General features: G+C 36.2%; 12 protein-coding genes and 3 tRNA genes. 6 read left to right on the plus strand and 9 right to left on the minus strand.

Features of this window, described 5'->3' with window-relative positions; translation table 11 throughout:
* The first annotated feature begins 67 nt into the window (after nt 1–67).
* The 5 genes from dnaE (at nt 68) to E0Z07_RS06695 (ending at nt 6,205) form a co-directional block, all read left to right on the plus strand.
* Entirely contained in the window at nt 68–4,594 is a 4,527-nt protein-coding gene (gene dnaE, locus E0Z07_RS06675; RefSeq protein WP_131540498.1) for a DNA polymerase III subunit alpha, read from the plus strand.
* 110 nt (nt 4,595–4,704) lie between these two features.
* Nucleotides 4,705–5,022, plus strand: a complete 318-nt coding sequence (gene trxA / locus E0Z07_RS06680) for a thioredoxin (RefSeq protein WP_006257591.1) — start codon at nt 4,705–4,707, stop codon at nt 5,020–5,022.
* Between the two features lie 600 nt (nt 5,023–5,622).
* A tRNA-Asp gene (locus E0Z07_RS06685) sits at nt 5,623–5,696 on the plus strand.
* A gap of 153 nt (nt 5,697–5,849) precedes the next feature.
* Nucleotides 5,850–5,926 (plus strand) — tRNA-Asp (locus E0Z07_RS06690).
* A 202-nt stretch (nt 5,927–6,128) separates the two neighbouring features.
* Nucleotides 6,129–6,205 (plus strand) — tRNA-Asp (locus tag E0Z07_RS06695).
* A gap of 234 nt (nt 6,206–6,439) precedes the next feature.
* Here E0Z07_RS06695 and E0Z07_RS06700 read toward each other — a convergent pair.
* The 8 genes from E0Z07_RS06700 to E0Z07_RS06735 all read right to left on the minus strand — a co-directional run bounded on the left by E0Z07_RS06700 (nt 6,440) and on the right by E0Z07_RS06735 (nt 14,030).
* Nucleotides 6,440–7,426, minus strand: a complete 987-nt coding sequence (locus tag E0Z07_RS06700; RefSeq protein ID WP_039328873.1) for an ISAon1 family transposase — start codon at nt 7,424–7,426, stop codon at nt 6,440–6,442.
* The gene (locus E0Z07_RS06705) at nt 7,413–7,766 is read right to left on the minus strand and encodes an ISAon1 family transposase N-terminal region protein (protein WP_006260368.1); all 354 of its coding nucleotides are present in this window, start codon (nt 7,764–7,766) and stop codon (nt 7,413–7,415) included. The genes E0Z07_RS06700 and E0Z07_RS06705 overlap by 14 nt, the downstream gene beginning before the upstream one ends.
* 38 nt (nt 7,767–7,804) lie before the next feature.
* Nucleotides 7,805–8,329: a GNAT family N-acetyltransferase gene (locus tag E0Z07_RS06710; RefSeq protein ID WP_225581909.1), complete on the minus strand. Its 525-nt coding sequence runs from the start codon at nt 8,327–8,329 to the stop codon at nt 7,805–7,807.
* A gap of 75 nt (nt 8,330–8,404) precedes the next feature.
* Entirely contained in the window at nt 8,405–9,211 is an 807-nt protein-coding gene (locus E0Z07_RS06715; protein WP_131540499.1) for a DUF4465 domain-containing protein, read from the minus strand.
* Between the two features lie 53 nt (nt 9,212–9,264).
* Nucleotides 9,265–10,359 (minus strand): DUF4465 domain-containing protein, encoded by a 1,095-nt coding sequence (locus tag E0Z07_RS06720; protein ID WP_131540500.1) that lies wholly within the window; start codon nt 10,357–10,359, stop codon nt 9,265–9,267.
* A gap of 28 nt (nt 10,360–10,387) precedes the next feature.
* Nucleotides 10,388–11,689, minus strand: a complete 1,302-nt coding sequence (locus tag E0Z07_RS06725) for a hypothetical protein (protein WP_006257587.1) — start codon at nt 11,687–11,689, stop codon at nt 10,388–10,390.
* A 14-nt stretch (nt 11,690–11,703) separates the two neighbouring features.
* A complete protein-coding gene (locus E0Z07_RS06730; RefSeq protein WP_006257586.1) occupies nt 11,704–12,840 on the minus strand; it encodes a YncE family protein in 1,137 nt (378 codons plus the stop codon).
* A complete protein-coding gene (locus tag E0Z07_RS06735; RefSeq protein ID WP_347278371.1) occupies nt 12,837–14,030 on the minus strand; it encodes an outer membrane beta-barrel protein in 1,194 nt (397 codons plus the stop codon). Before E0Z07_RS06735 ends, E0Z07_RS06730 begins: the two co-directional genes overlap by 4 nt.
* 268 nt (nt 14,031–14,298) lie before the next feature.
* Here E0Z07_RS06735 and E0Z07_RS18215 point away from each other — a divergent pair, with 268 nt between their 5' ends.
* On the plus strand, nt 14,299–14,508 hold the full coding sequence (locus tag E0Z07_RS18215) for a hypothetical protein (protein ID WP_233446017.1): 210 nt from the start codon (nt 14,299–14,301) through the stop codon (nt 14,506–14,508).
* Nucleotides 14,509–14,597: 89 nt separating this feature from the next.
* On the opposite strand, the gene tnpC is transcribed toward E0Z07_RS18215, so the two are convergent.
* Nucleotides 14,598–16,172 (minus strand): IS66 family transposase, encoded by a 1,575-nt coding sequence (gene tnpC / locus E0Z07_RS06740; protein ID WP_131540327.1) that lies wholly within the window; start codon nt 16,170–16,172, stop codon nt 14,598–14,600.
* Nucleotides 16,173–16,199: the final 27 nt, after the last annotated feature.

The following is a 16,199-nucleotide window of genomic DNA, read 5'->3' on the forward strand; positions in this document are numbered from 1 at the left end:
AAAGTTTTGTAACTTTGTTTTTTACACTATTCTACCTTATTTAAGGTTAAAACTCTTATAATCAAGTATGTATTTAATTTTTGATACCGAAACCACAGGGCTTCCTAAAAGTTGGCAGGCGCCCATTACCGATACTGATAACTGGCCTCGATGTATACAGATCGCTTGGCAGTTACACGATGAGTATGGTAAGCTGATAGAGCATCAAGATTATCTGATCAAGCCAGAAGGATTTAATATTCCTTATGATGCAGAGCGCATACATGGTATCTCAACAGAATTAGCAGAACAAGATGGTATTTCTCTAATGGAAGCATTGGAGAAGTTTAATATTGCGCTGTCTAAGACTAAGTTTATCGTCGGTCAGAATGCTGGGTTTGACGTGAATATTATGGGATGTGAGTTTTATCGTAAGGGAGTGAATAGTATTATGTCAGAGCTACCTGTACTGGATACGTGTACAGAGGTGACGGCTGAGATGCTAAAGCTACCTGGAGGTAGAGGAGGTAGATATAAGCTTCCTACATTGACAGAGCTGCATACATTCTTATTTGGTGAGAAGTTCGCTGAGGCACATAATGCTACTGCTGACGTGGAGGCGACTACTCGATGTTTCTTAGAGTTAATCAAGCATGGAACATTCTCTACTCAAGAGTTACAGCAGGATGAGGAGTATATCGTGCGTTACCGCGAGGCTAACCCTCAGCCATTTCAGCTGATCGGTCTTAAACATATTAACTTAAAGAAGGCGTCTGAAGAGATTCGCAAGCGACTGGCAAAACTAGAGGGAGGAGCATCTGAAGAAGTGTCTGATCACGAGAAAGAATTATTAGATCAGGCGAACTTCGCACACTTACACGTGCATACACAGTTCTCTATCTTACAGTCTACGATAGCGATTAATAATCTAGTGAAGAAGGCTGGTGACTGTGATATGTCTGCTGTAGCGATGACAGATCACGGTAATATGATGGGAGCATTCCACTTCGTGATGGCTGTGAATAACCATAATAAGGGGATAGAGGCTAAGAATAAAGAGCGCGCTGAGAATGGAGAGGAACCATTACAGACACTGACACCTATCGTGGGATGTGAGTTCTTTATCTGTGAGAATCATACGGATAAGACTAAAAAAGACAATGGATATCAAGTAGTATTACTTGCTAAAAATAAAAATGGGTATCACAATCTAGCGAAGATGGCTTCTATCGCTTATACAGACGGGTTCTACTATGTACCTCGTATCGATAAGCAGGTGGTAGAGCAGTATAAAGAAGATGTGATGGTACTGACGGGTAACTTATATGGTGAAGTGCCTGGTAAGATATTAAACGTAGGTGAACGCCAAGCTGAAGAAGCCCTACTATGGTGGAAAGAGCAGTTCGGCGAGGATCTATACGTAGAGTTGATGCGACATAATCAAGAGGATGAGAATCGCGTGAACAAGGCATTAGTAGAGCTAGCACGTAAACACGATGTGAAACTGATAGCGACTAATAATGCTTACTATTTAGATAAAAAAGATGCGAATGCACACGACATTCTATTGTGTGTGAAGGATGGTGAGAAGCAGTCTACTCCTATCGGTAGAGGTAGAGGCTATAGATACGGTCTTCCTAATCAGGAGTACTACTTTAAGTCTACTGAGGAGATGAAGGAGCTGTTCTCAGACTTGCCTGATGCGATCTATAATATACAAGAGGTAGTGGATAAGGTGGAGCCATTCGTGCTACATCGAGATGTATTACTACCTAAGTTCGATATACCAGAGGAGTTTCAAGATGCGCGAGATTTAGAAGGAGATGGAAGTGGTAAACGCGGAGAGAATAACTTCTTAAGACACCTTACTTATAAGGGAGCAGAAGCTAGGTATCCTGAGGTGACAGAGGAGATCCGAGAGCGACTAGACTTCGAATTAGCGACTATCGAGAGAACCGGGTATCCTGGTTATTTCTTGATTGTACAAGATTTTATCGCAGCAGCGAGGGAGATGGGAGTATCTGTAGGTCCTGGTCGTGGTTCGGCTGCGGGTTCGGCTGTAGCGTACTGTCTAGGAATTACGAATCTAGATCCTATCGAGTATGATTTGCTTTTTGAGCGTTTCCTTAACCCTGACCGTGTATCGATGCCCGATATCGATATTGACTTCGATGATGAAGGTCGTGGTCGTGTAATGGATTATGTAATCAATAAGTATGGCTCTAATCAGGTAGCACAGATTATCACGTATGGTAAGATGGCGACTAAGTCTGCGATTAGAGATACGGCTAGGGTATTAGACTTACCGTTATTCGAGGCAGATAGAATCGCGAAGCTTATCCCAGGTATGATGCCATCTAAGTGGAATCTGAATCGATTCTTAACAGAGGATGAGAACGCTATAAAAGGAGTACTTCGATCAGAAGAATTTGATAAAGTAAAAGAATTAATAGCCTTAGCCCAGGAGGGGTCATTAGCTGCAGAAACTATACAGCAAGCTAAGATACTAGAAGGGTCAATGCGTAATACAGGTATTCATGCCTGTGGGGTAATTATTACTCCAGATGATATTACGAAGTTCGTTCCAGTAACGCTAGCTAAAGATTCTGACTTATATGTAACGCAGTTTGACAACTCGGTAGCAGAGAGTGCAGGTCTACTAAAGATGGACTTCTTAGGTTTAAAAACATTAACCCTTATTAAGGACACGATTAAGCTGGTGAAGTATCGTACAGGTATAGATATAGACCCAGATAAGATACCTATCGATGATGTGAAGACCTACGAGCTGTTCCAGAGAGGGGAGACTATCGGGGTGTTTCAGTACGAGTCTGCAGGTATGCAGAAGTATATGCGTGAGCTGAAGCCTACCGTGTTTGCCGATCTGATAGCGATGAATGCACTGTATCGTCCAGGGCCATTAGAGTATATCCCTTCGTTTATTCGTCGTAAGAATGGGGAAGAGCCTATCGTATATGATTTAGATGCATGTGAAGAATACTTACAGGAGACGTACGGTATTACGGTATATCAAGAGCAGGTGATGCTTCTGTCGCAGAAGTTGGCTGGATTCACTAAAGGTGAGGCTGATGTACTGCGTAAGGCGATGGGTAAGAAACAGAAGGATGTACTAGATAAGATGAAGCCAAAGTTCGTAGAGCAGGCTTCTGCTAAAGGACATGATGCTACTACACTAGAGAAGATATGGAAAGACTGGGAAGCCTTTGCTTCTTATGCGTTTAACAAGTCTCACTCGACCTGCTATGCATGGATAGCGTATCAGACAGCATATCTGAAGGCGCATTATCCTGCAGAGTATATGGCGGCTGTACTGTCTAATAATATGAATGATATCAAGTCGGTTACCTTCTTCATGGAAGAGTGTAAGCGCATGGGGCTACAAGTATTAGGACCTGATGTGAATGAGTCATTCTACAAGTTTACAGTAAATGATAACTATGAGATTCGCTTCGGTATGGGAGCAATTAAAGGAGTAGGACAAGGGGCTGTAAATACTATCGTAGAGAATAGAAAAGATGGGTTATATACTTCTGTATTTGACCTAGCGAAGAGGATAGATCTGAGATCAGCAAATAAGAAAGCTTTTGAGAATCTTGCTTTAGCAGGAGGTTTTGACTGTTTTAAAAATACACATAGAGCACAGTACTTCCACACGGATCCAAGTGATAATATCGTATTCTTAGAGAAAGCTATACGCTATGGGGCTAAGTCGCAGGAGAATGATAATTCTTCTCAGTTTAGTCTATTCGGTGAGAGTAGTGAAGTACAAATACCTGAGCCTTTATTGCCTATCTGTGAGGAATGGAGTACGATGGAGAAATTGGCGAAGGAGAAAGAGGTAGTAGGGATTTATATCTCAGGACATCCATTAGATGACTTTAAGTTTGAGATGAGATATTTCTGTAATGTGAAGGTAGAGGAGTTGACAGACTTGAATCCTTTCACAGGGCGCAATCTGATGTTTGGAGGAATGATTAGTGATGTACAGTTCCGTACTTCTGCTAAAGGGAAAGATTGGGCTATGTTTACCATAGAAGGGTATGACGAGAGCTTTGAGTTCAGAATGTTTAATGAGGAGTTCTTGAAGTTTAGACATTTCTTGTTAAACAATACATTCGTATATATTAAGATCTTAGTCAAAGAAGGTTGGGTAAATAAAGATACAGGAGAGAAGAGTGAACCTCGTATTCAGTTTGTGGAAATGAAGTTACTACACGAAGTAATCCCTACTTATGCTAAGAAGCTTACTGTAGTGATGAACGTAAAAGATGTGGCTTCTAGGCAAGCGGAGTTAATCAAAGATGCTTTTAGTAGATATCAAGGGGATAGCTTTGTAAACTTCGAGGTACTAGAGGTAGAACGAATAGAGAAAGAAGCTACACCTATAGCAGTGCCACAGCTAAGGATGAATGAAGGAGATGAAGAGGATGGTGCTAGTGAAAGCTTTGATATGGATGAGCCTATAGCAGTAGATGTACCAGAGTTCAGAGTAGTGAATAGATTAGAGTTTACCAGTCGCAATAGTAGAGTGAATATCACAGCAGAATTACTAGAAGAACTGGAAGCCTTACAAGTAGATTTTAAATTAAACTAGTAAAAGCAATATTATTTGATAATGCTTTTATAGATAAAAAAAATTGTATGTAGGTCGATTACTATAATAATTTTATTAAGTTTGTTGATATAATATAAAAGCAAAGAAGAATGGCATTAGAAATAACAGATGCTACTTTCGAGGAAGTAGTATTAAAATCAGACAAACCCGTAGTGGTTGACTTTTGGGCAGTATGGTGTGGACCTTGTAAAATGTTAGGGCCAGTAATCGAAGAGATCAGCTCAGAATACGAAGGAAAAGCTGTAGTAGGTAAAGTAGATGTTGATGCAAATCAAGAATTCGCTGCTAAATTCGGTATTAGAAATATCCCTACTGTATTAGTATTCAAAGATGGTGAAGTAGTACAACGTCAAGTAGGTGTTGCACCTAAGAAAACTTATGTAGATTTCATTGAAGGATTATTATAATCCTCGATATATATAGTATTAAGGAAGACTCTCAGTAATGAGGGTCTTTTTTTTTGACTTTATTCTAGAGAAGTGAGTATAGTGTCACAATAGTTGCGACCATAATAGGGCAAAATAATGCAGAAGTGATTATAATAAGCAGTATGTAAGATAAGGAATGCATGAATACTTAGCTTTGTCAGTGAATTGTAATTCATAGGTTCTTTGACATATTGTATTAATAAGAGAGAAATAATCTTAGGAATGGCTCTTTTATGGAGGAGAGGATTACTCAGTTTTTTGTTTTAAGAGTAGAAAAGCGAGTTGTTTGATTTGATAGCTTGTTTTTTTAAGTAATCACATTACTTTTTTAGAGAAAAACAGGAGATTATAAGAGGTGCTGATGCTAAATAGTATGTGGAATCAGTGTGATTTTGGTTGTTTAGGGGAGGGGTGTGTGAAGGGAGGTAAAAAAAATGAAAAAAAAGTTTATGTTTTATGTTGTTGATACTCAGTTTTATCAAATTTAATAAGGAGAAAAGTTTAATTTTTTTTAAAAGTACATTTGGTACTGTAGAAAATGGTTGTATATTTGCATCGCATTAAAGCAGTAATGACGAAGGTTTGGTAGTTCAGTTGGTTAGAATACATGCCTGTCACGCATGGGGTCGCGGGTTCGAGTCCCGTCCAGACCGCAAAAGGGGAGACTAGCATCTCTTGAAATATAGAGATGCTTTTTTATCCACTCTTCGTTAAAAAATAAAAACTTTAAAAAAAGTTTGGAAGTTTTAAAAAAAGAGTTACCTTTGTCGCCGTTAAAGAATTAAGCTTTAATACAAAAAAACACTGGTTTGGTAGTTCAGTTGGTTAGAATACATGCCTGTCACGCATGGGGTCGCGGGTTCGAGTCCCGTCCAGACCGCCAGTTAAAAGGAGCCTCTCACAACGTGGGACGGCTTTTTTTGCCCTCTAAAGTTTTTTAGGGAGCTAAAGATTAGTTGTGTTGTTAAGTGCGAAAGCACTAAAGGTTTAGTAGTTAGACCAATGAAAAGCTTTCCTAGTGCGGGAGAGCTTTTTTTAATCAACTGTTGACTTTTGATAATAACACGTAGAAAATATTGAATATTGGTTTGGTAGTTCAGTTGGTTAGAATACATGCCTGTCACGCATGGGGTCGCGGGTTCGAGTCCCGTCCAGACCGCCAATAAAAAAGAGCCTCTCATGAAGTTGGGAGGTTTTTTTTGGCCTCTAAATGTTTAACATTAGAGGAGCTAAAAATAGTTGTGTTGTTAAGTGCGAAAGCACTAAAGGTTTAGTAGTTAGACCAATGAAAAGCTTTCCTAGTGCGGGAGAGCTTTTTTGTTTTTATATCCTTATCTGTATTGTTCTCTATTACGATATTTAAAGATTCTTAAGGATCAGTGACAAAAGTTGGGGACTAGGCAAAAAGTCTAGTTAATCTAAAAAGGAAAAACTTCTTATCCCTAACACCTCTATACATCATACGGAAGTATTTAATTTTGGCATTAAATGATTCCGCAGAAGCATTTGTACTTCTATTAATAAAGTAATTGATGATTTCGTTATAGTGTACATTAAAAGTCTTTAAAACAGTACTAAAGTGTTTGAGTGAAGCTTTTTCAATATCATTAAACCAATGAGCTAGCTTAGTCATAGCTATTTCTTTATCTATTTGTAGATTATATATCTGTCTAAGGTTATTAGCAAGTAGATAGGCTTGTTTGATCTCTGGGTATAATTCAAATAGTACCTTAGCTCTTTCTTGTTGGTCAGATGTCCAATTAATTTGGTTTTTATAAAGTAGAGAACGTGAGCGAACTAAAAGTTGCTTCTTAGTATCTCCATTACTAAGTATTTCAGGATTATATATAATGCCTTCTTCCTTAGCCTTTAAAACAGCAGTGTTCTCAGCGTCAAGCTCAGCCCATCTATATTTTATTCTAATATCTTGTACAGCTTCACTTACAAGCTTTTGTACATGAAAACGATCAATTACTTGCACAGCTTTAGGGAAGCACTTCTTAGCTATCTGTTTCATAGCCCCTGCCATATCTAAAGTAATCTCGGTAACTTTATCTCTAAGTTTTTTAGGTAGTTTAGATAGATGCTTTATTACAGTATCTGATTTTGTTCCTTTAACTATCGCTACAATGGTCTTTTTCTGACCTTTACCTGCTTTAGAAGTCAGTATAGTGTACAATTCTCCCATAGATAAACATACTTCATCTATGGAGAGTTGTTCAGTTATATTTTCTGGGTAGAGTAGCCAGTCTTGTGCATGTTCTTGTTGATCCCATTGTTTGAAACCACTAGTTTTATGTTTGTATTGGCGTTGAAACTTTTCACCTTTAACTCCAAATAATTCACCAATAGCCTTACAGCTAAGTACTTTAGTATCGGCCAATTTTTTTTAAGAACTCCGAGAACTCTGTAGTCATTCGTGTTCCTTCTGCGATGATATTCCAATCACGTGATATAATTTCTCCTGTTTGTTTATCTGTCCAACGACGACGTTGTACGTGTAGTTTAACTGATTTACCTCGTAACGGGAAGTCTTCAATAGTAATCATACTATGGAAACCTTTAGAAATAAGCTGTCTTTCAGCACATTGATTTCCGTAATCATTCTTCTCTTCAAAGTAGATATGTAGTTTGGTCTCTAATTCTTCTACTTTAGTAATATTGAAGTGTTCTACTAAGTAAGTAGGTAAGATTAGTTTTAGTATTTCTTGGCTATCCATCATAGCACAAAGATATTATTTTACACTTTCCTCCCCAACTTTTAACGTTGATCCATTCTTAAGGCTGCCTTTAAAAGGTTATTCTGGATATAATCATCTTTGACAAATATATAATCCATATAGATGGCGTTAGGATGTGGCACTGTTACATAAGGTGTACACTTAGTAAAACCGTATTCTCTATAGATAGCGTTCTGGCCTTGTTGTGCTTTAGTGGTAGTTATATAAATTCTCTTGTAGTTTAATGATTCTATATGTTGTATGATGTGCTGGCATAGTTTATTTCCTAGACCAAGCCCTTGATGCTGTGGACGTATACATAAATTAGTAATCTCACAAGTCGTATCAGTAAGTCTGTGCATGGCGATACAGCCTGCTAGTGTACCATTCACTTTAGCTATATATAGTAGCGCTTCATTAGAGACGTTATCTGTACTTGAGTTAGCACTTATGCTGATGGAGTTGTCTAATGGCCTTAAATCTGCTTGTATAGCTCTATTGTATTCTGTAAGTAATTGTTCTATATCTGTAGTTATAGTTAGTGACTGTATTATCTGGATGTTCATTATTAGGTGTGTTAATCTAAAGGATAGAACAAGGTATAAAAAAAGGACTATTGTACATAGTCCTTTTAATAATGTTTAATTGGTTTTATAAACTGTAAGATTTTTAGCTGTAAAGTATGCAGGTGTATTAACTCCCCATTCTCCTTTATCAGATGAATCTATATAAAACACCAGGTATTTTATATTAGTTAGTTTTTCTAAATTTACTTTTTGCCAGTCCATATTTACTTTGTCAACTTCTTTTCTATAATCAATCAGGAAGTGTTCTATTGGTTCTGTAGCAATAGCTTTATTACTATCTAGTCCATAAACAAGTACTTTAAAGAAATCTCCTTTTACAAACTTCTTTGCAAAAGCATCTCCTCTTTGCGTTGAGTGATATGTGTATGGGCTTAATGCTAATTCTATTGATTCTGCAGAGTAGCTCTCTTTAAGAGTAACTACTGTTAATGCTTTATCAGTATCTATAATATCCCCTTTCTTTAGGTCTGATGGAACTCCTGAAGTGTTAGCAACTAAGAATGGTGTAGTGTTATCAGCCATTGTACCATACATGTAAGTAGGAAAGTTGTCATTATGATCCTCTTTATCTGTACTGTTGGATACAGTAAAACCATTCCAATATTTAACACCACTAAAATCATTTACTTTATGACTGAATGTATAAGGAGAAACAACTAGAGGTGTGTTTTCAAATGTTTCTCTCCATATTTTGCCATCTTTTGTATCTAGCGTTAAAGGAACTGAAGAAAGATTTAATGATTCTCTTTCTCTTAATGGTATGCTATTATCATCACTAGAGCAACTAGTAAATGTAGTAGCAGTAAGAAGTGTAAGCCCTAATATTAAAGAGGTGCTTAGCCTTAAGAAATGTTTTTTCATAGTTTTTTATTTAAAGATTTAAAGAACTATTCTAGTAGTTGTTCTTTAGTTAATTATTTATCTATTTTATCAACTGTTAAGTTGTCCATACAGAAGTAAACAGATGTATTTGGCCCAAAGTCTCCTGCATCTGTAGTCTCCATCTGGAATACTAAATAACTTACTTCACCAAGTGATGATAGGTCTATTTTATGCCAATCTTTAGACATGATTAATTCATCACCTCTGTAATCTGCTAAGTAATGTGTAACAGGTTTTTGGTTGATCTTATTGTCTTTATCAACTCCATAAATCATTAGCTTAAAGTAGTCTCCTTTGACAAATTTTCTAGCAAAAGAATCTCCTGTTAAGTTTCCATAATATGGCCATGGATGGTTAGAGATATCTACATTAACAGCTTTGTAACTGTCTTTAGCTTCTCCTATCTTAATCCAATTAGAGTATTGCTTTTCATTAAATACTCCTTGTGTTGCTTGCCAATCTTTCATATAGTATCCCCAATACCCTATTATAAAAGGTGTGCCTTCGCCTTGTGTACCTCCTTTAGCCATAGAGCCCCATTGGTTCTCTATGAAACCTGCAGATCCTTCTTGGTTATAATTTTTATTGTCTTTTACATTAGATACTGTAAAACCATCCCAAGTATTTGGATATTCTGACGTGTGAGAGAAGGTGAATATCTGATGTTGTAATAGTACTTTATCAGTATAAGTCTTACCCCATATTTGACCTCCTTGTTTATTCAGGCCATTAGCTAGATTGAAAGTAGAAAGGTCTAATGTAATGTAGTTATAATTATAGCTTTTAGCTACATCAACTTTATAAGTATAATAACTATGAGAGTTTCCTTGCTCTACTATTAAAATTAGGTTTCTAGTTCCAGGAGTATTGTATGTGTACTTTAATACTTGTTCATTAGATAGAATAGTTCCTGAAGTATTGTCTTTCCATCTGTAGACAGCATTAGCAATGTTCAGTTGAGGATCTATGGTGACTTCATCGAAAGTTACAGATTCAACTGTTCCACTGAATGTAGGTATTACATAAGGGACATTGTCATCATTAGAACAGCTCGTAAATATAGAAGCTGTTAGTAAAGTTAGTCCTAAAAATAGTATCGAACTTAACTTAGTAAAGTATGTTTTCATTATATATGTTAGTATTGTTCGAAATTAATTATTTTCTAGTATTAATAGAGGTTCCTTCAACATGTAAGTCTATAGCACCAGCTACTTCTGTAGATACTTCTCCTAGCCAACCTGACTCTTGATTGATACCTGTATATACTTTAACAAAATCAATACCTGGTAGATTAACTTTATTACCATCTTTATCTACAGCCCAATTGATATCAATGGCTGATTCGTCATCATTATTAGGTGCGTTGTCTGCATATCCCCAAGGATATGAATATAATACCCAATATGAACCTTGTCCGCTTTCATCTTTAGCATTATTGGCTAACTTAGTTCCTTTAAAGGTAATCTTGTCCCCTGTATGCCATTCTGGAAAATAGCTTTGTTGGTGGAAAGTGTTCTTAGGTTTCCATCCTTTATTACCTTGGTTGTCTTCCCATTTTATATATTCTAAATCAGTAGCCCAATTGATACTAGGATCTTTTACAGGTTCTTTATTTGGGTCGGGTTTGTAATATGTAATTTCGTAATTCTTTATAGTCTCTTTTTTATGATATTCGCTACCAGCTATTTCATACCATTCATCCTCATCAGGTATACCATTTTGATTTTTGTCATACGCTACCATAATGATTCCAGGTTCACAACTTCCTCCACGACCAGGAGCTTCTGGATTAGGGTTGCCACTAGCCCAAAAAGCATTTCCTAGTACTCTAAAGTCTCTCTTTCCTGGAACATTAACAATTGTGTGGTCAAATCCAAATACTACATAACCTCCAAAGCCACCAAGAGAAATCATTCCAGCTTTATCTTTAGCTATTGCGTCTTGAGCCTTCTTAATCATTGTTTCCTTTGTGTCTCCAACGTTATAAACAGGTAGTTTATTAGTGAATTGGCCATAAGAAGGCATGAAGTCAAATACTTTCGTAATATGCTTTTTGTATTCTACACTTTCTTTGTTAACAATAATATTAAATTGTTGATTGATTTTTAATTTAGGATCTTTAGCTTCTATTTCAATAGTATAGTTTCCTGTATTTAGAGTTACAAAGTCTAACTGTTGTTGGTCACTAATTATAGAGTCTTTACTAATATCATTAAGCTTTATTACTTTCCAAGAAATAGAAGGGTTAGTAAACTGTTTTAATTCTGGTTTTATTAGTACTAATTTACTTCGGTCTACTTGATATATAGAGTCAAGTTTTAAGACATTACCAGTTGGAACTACTGGATCAATTGGCGGAGTACCAGGAGATGAATCATCACTAGAACAGCTATAAAAAGTAATAGCTGATAAGCATAGAGTAGCTATTAGGCTTAGTTTTAATCTTTTTGTTTTCATATTAAGTTATTGGTTTATTTTTTAATGAATGCTATATGAGCAGGTATATTACCTCCTGTTGTCTTCCATTTAAGTTTTCCTTCAGGGGAGAAACAGTAGACAAAACCTGTTCCTATATAGTCTTGTGCGTCCGTCATGAAGATTTCTTTAGTTTCAGGATTGACTGCTATTCCATAAGGTATCTGTATTTGTTTTTCTGTGCCATCGGTGATGATGTTATCAGTAATAACTTTTTTTGTCAATGTATTAAGGATACCATAAGACACATTATTACCTCCTGTGTTATGTTTATAAGAAGTAGCGTAGTAGTATAGCTTGTCATCATCCATAGTCATATTAGATACAGGTATGTCAAGCTTCTGCTTCACTTGGTCAGAGTTAGAGTCTATTACATATAAGTTAGGTTCTACATTATAATAGTCTCCTCTCGAAGAAACATAGATATCCCCAGCTTTATCAATTTGCATACGATGTAAGTTGATGGCTACATCTATCTTTTTGGTTTCTGTAAATGAAGGAATGTCTATCACTGATACTGTAGTATCATAATTAGGAACACGGTATCCTCCAGAGTTAGCCACATATAGTTTATTTCCTTTAATGACCATTTCTTCAGGTTGATAACCTACCGTTACTCGTCTAGTTACTTCTAAGGATAAGGTATCTATCTCCGCTACAAAACCACGTTCTGCATTTGGATTAATCTCTACTTTTCCTGCATAAGAGCTAACGTACGCCTTACCATCTTTAAAAGCTAAATAACGACAGTTAGGTACATGTATTTGCTTAATATGTTTGCCTGTTTCTACATCAAATACTTCTATGAAGTTTGATACGTTAATAGTAGCATAAGCTTTAGTACCATATATCTTGATATCATTACCTACATCACCTAGTTCTTTAGTAATGTTTGGATTTCTTTCTGAGAAGATATCTCTAGTATACGTTCCGTTGTGATATTCAAATAAGTCTATAGACGCTCTGTTCATTCCCATATTACCTTCATTAAGCAGGTAAAAACCACTGAATTTATTAGTGGAAACAGGAATAGATACTTGTGAACTATCGGATAAGAATATCATCTCATCTTTGCGACAACTTACTAATGTTAGTAATGCTAAAGCAAGGAATATTATTTTATTTAATTTCATAGGTCAAAACTTAAAGTGAAACGGAAGTTACGTCCAGGCATTGGGAAGTTACTCACAACTTCATAATATTGATTAGCAATATTGTTTGCCTCTATGCTTGCTTTAAAGTGGTATTGTCGCCATTTAAAGCTTTTAAGTAAGGAGATATCATGCGTATACCAAGGCTGTATTTCATTTCGCTTGATATTGTTTTTGTTTCCATTATAGCGTTCTCCTACATAAATAAAGCTATAGTTAAGCCCCCAATCTTTATAATCTAGACTAACAATAGATGACCCTGAATGCCAAGGAGCATAAGGTATCTGATCTCCGTAATAAGAAGGCGTCCCATATAGTGTCTTGCTTTTGTCTTTGGCAACCGTATATTCATAAGTTAGATTTACTCCTAACTTTAAGTCCTCCATGATTTTTAGGGTAGTACCTAAGTTAGTTTCTATTCCGTAGTTCTCTACTTTACCTAGATTAGTCATCATCCATCTCATCATACTAGAAGTAGGAGTAGCGATAATCTTATCTGTAATATTAGCATAATAAGATTCAACAGACAGATGTACTTCTTCAAAAAGAGACTGTTGAAACTGTTTGTTATAAGTAAAACCTAAGTTAACCTGTCTAGATGCTTCAGGCTTTAAGTTAGCTGTACCTAATTGGGTATAATAAAGGTCATTAAATGTAGGTAGTCTATAAATATACTTATAGAATGAATGAATGACTAAATTCTCATTGTCCCATGGTTTATAGCTTAGGAACACAGAAGGTGCCCAAAACTGACGATCAGGTGCCTCAAAGTTATAACGTACTTTCTCTTTTGTAAATGTTCCTAGTATATTAGCCTGAGCCTTTACTTTACCTAGATTTACAGAAGTAGCAAGTGAAGTCAAGAATGTATAGCGTTCTGGATAAGAGAACGGAGTTCCTTGACCCTTACGTGTTGCGTTTAACTTATTGTATTGTAAATCTGTAGATAAAGACACATCCCATATATCAGTAAGCTTGTACAGGTGTGCTGCAGATAGATAATATTCTTGTTGAAAATAAGTATTGTCAAACTGTGGATTATAAGTTACCTCTTCTCCTTCGAAGCCTACCGTCTTACGCGATAAGTAATGCATTTCATCATAAGCATATTTTCCTTTGAGTTGGAATTGATATCTGTCTGAAACAAATCTAGTCCATTCTCCTTGTGCCATGAAGTTTTTGTCTTGTTGACGTTCATTGATATTCTCTGTTTCAAGAGTAACATCACTTTTCTTAATAACAGCACCAGGTAGTCCTCTATCTGATTGATAGTAATATAAATTAGCTTGCCAAGTATCTTTATCTGTTTTTCCAAACCATGTATTCTCTATTCGATACGCCTCTATATCACTATTCTGCCTATGACCAATAGTATCATAAGCTACAGAACCATCTATATTATGGCGTTTTTGTCTGAATTTATAATCACCATTAGAATAGATGTATTCAGCACTGATAGAGGTGCTAATATTGTTGTTTACTTTGATATCTGTGCGTACAGAAGGGTTGACTAATTGGATAGAACCAGCCTTGTATTTAGCTGATATATTTATGTCCTTTCCTTTTTGGAAGACAGGTTTTTTAGTTTGTAGATATACAGTAGAAGCAGACGCAAACTCTTTAGCAGATTGGAAGATGGCACTGCGCTGACCATTATATAGTGTTACAGTCTCAATATTATCTAAAGAGAACTTACCTAAGTCGTATGCACCCGAGCAAGTACATCTTGTGAGATATAATTATTCTTCTACAACGTTTGAGTTTAATGTTTTATAGTTATGAGGATATAAATCTGTAATGTTCTTGTGGTTGATAGATTGAATATTTTCTAGAACATATTTAAGCCATTGGTATGGATTAATATCGTGCTTTTTGCAGTTAGCAAAAAACGTATACGCCATAGCCGCCCTTTGAGCTGCATCGTGTGATCCTGCAAAGAGATAGTTTTTACGTCCAATAGCTACTGGTCTAATTACATTTTCAATGAGATTATTGTCTATCTGTAAGTTTCCATCATATAAGTACGCACTAAGATTATCCCATCTAGTTTGTGAGTAAGCAAAAGCTTTACCTATTTGACTTTTAGGAAGTACGAGTTTCATTTGAACAAACATATATTTACCCAGTTCATTGATGATTGGTAAGCTTTGTTCTAATCGAAGTTCTTTAATTTGCTCTGGGGTTAAGTTTTGTTCTTTTGCTTTTCTTTCTACAGCATATAGTTTTTGTATTTCTACAAGTACATGCTGTGCTTTTGTCTTATCATTGTCAAGAGCTCTTTCAAACTCACGACGAGCGTGTGCCCAACAGCCCAGATGAACTACACCAGACTTAGCTCCATAGGCTTTGTATCCGCTATAACCATCGGTTTGCAGATATCCTTTGAAGTTTTCTAATACAGGTAGTGCAGCGCTACCACTACGTGTGGGACTGTAATTGAACATTACGAGTTTGGATATAGGTGCGTGATACACCCAATAATACCCAAGATGAGATTTATCTTTCTTTTTCTCATCTAAGACTTTGATGGTGGTTTCATCAACTTGAAGATATCCTTCATTTTTGATGTCCAGCAGAAGCTTTTCATATAGTGGTTTTAAAGCATCTATACATTGAGCTGCCCAGCCATCTATAGTAGAAGAAGCTATATCGATATTTTCTCTTGAAAAGCGTTGCTTCTGTCTATATAGCGGAAGGTGATCTACGTATTTGTCAACAAGTATTGTAGATAATAATCCTTCAGAAGGTATTCCTTTATCTATAATTCGCTCTGGAAGCAGTGCAATACTGATTTGCGTATTGTCTTTGTCTTTCGTGGCGTATTTATATCGGATGTAACGTTTTATTTTAAAGTAACCTGGAACATAATCTAAGACATCTGTAGTTTCTTTACCAATGCAAATCTTATCAGATAAATCTCCCTCTGGGTAGATTTCTATTTCTTCTACAGGTAAATGATCGGGTAGTTTAGCTCTTCCTGGATGTTTTTTCTTCTGACGAGAATAAGTGATCTCTTGTTTGATTACTTCTTCTTGTTCTTCCAGGACTGCTTGCTGAACCTCTAAAGGTAACTGTGTTTGATTAGGGTCTTCGAAACGCTCGCGTTTTTGTCCAAATTGCATGCGTCGTAAAAGATCTACTAAGCGTTGGAGTTCTTGCTTTTCTTGTTCTAGCTGAGATGTCTTTTGCTCTAACTTAGATGTCTTTTGCTCTAACTTAGTATTTATTTTGTCTTGTTTGGAAATAGTCTTAGACTGCTTTTTTATAAGCGCCAAAAGTTGTTCTTTCGATAAGTTTTCTAAGTCTATTTCCATGAAGTAAAAATACGTCAAAAGCCCAGA

Source organism: Myroides odoratimimus (assembly GCF_004337635.1).
Classification (GTDB): domain Bacteria; phylum Bacteroidota; class Bacteroidia; order Flavobacteriales; family Flavobacteriaceae; genus Flavobacterium; species Flavobacterium odoratimimum.

Bases quoted from the DNA above. Each gene is read 5' to 3' on its own strand.
- E0Z07_RS06725 (WP_006257587.1), bottom strand. From the start codon at position 11,689: ATGAAAACAAAAAGATTAAAACTAAGCCTAATAGCTACTCTATGCTTA.
- E0Z07_RS06705 (WP_006260368.1), bottom strand. From the start codon at position 7,766: ATGATGGATAGCCAAGAAATACTAAAACTAATCTTACCTACTTACTTA.
- dnaE (WP_131540498.1), top strand. From the start codon at position 68: ATGTATTTAATTTTTGATACCGAAACCACAGGGCTTCCTAAAAGTTGG.
- tnpC (WP_131540327.1), bottom strand. From the start codon at position 16,172: ATGGAAATAGACTTAGAAAACTTATCGAAAGAACAACTTTTGGCGCTT.
- E0Z07_RS06715 (WP_131540499.1), bottom strand. From the start codon at position 9,211: ATGAAAAAACATTTCTTAAGGCTAAGCACCTCTTTAATATTAGGGCTT.
- E0Z07_RS06735 (WP_347278371.1), bottom strand. From the start codon at position 14,030: ATGGCACAAGGAGAATGGACTAGATTTGTTTCAGACAGATATCAATTC.
- E0Z07_RS18215 (WP_233446017.1), top strand. From the start codon at position 14,299: ATGTATTCAGCACTGATAGAGGTGCTAATATTGTTGTTTACTTTGATA.
- E0Z07_RS06730 (WP_006257586.1), bottom strand. From the start codon at position 12,840: ATGAAATTAAATAAAATAATATTCCTTGCTTTAGCATTACTAACATTA.
- E0Z07_RS06710 (WP_225581909.1), bottom strand. From the start codon at position 8,329: ATGAACATCCAGATAATACAGTCACTAACTATAACTACAGATATAGAA.
- trxA (WP_006257591.1), top strand. From the start codon at position 4,705: ATGGCATTAGAAATAACAGATGCTACTTTCGAGGAAGTAGTATTAAAA.
- E0Z07_RS06720 (WP_131540500.1), bottom strand. From the start codon at position 10,359: ATGAAAACATACTTTACTAAGTTAAGTTCGATACTATTTTTAGGACTA.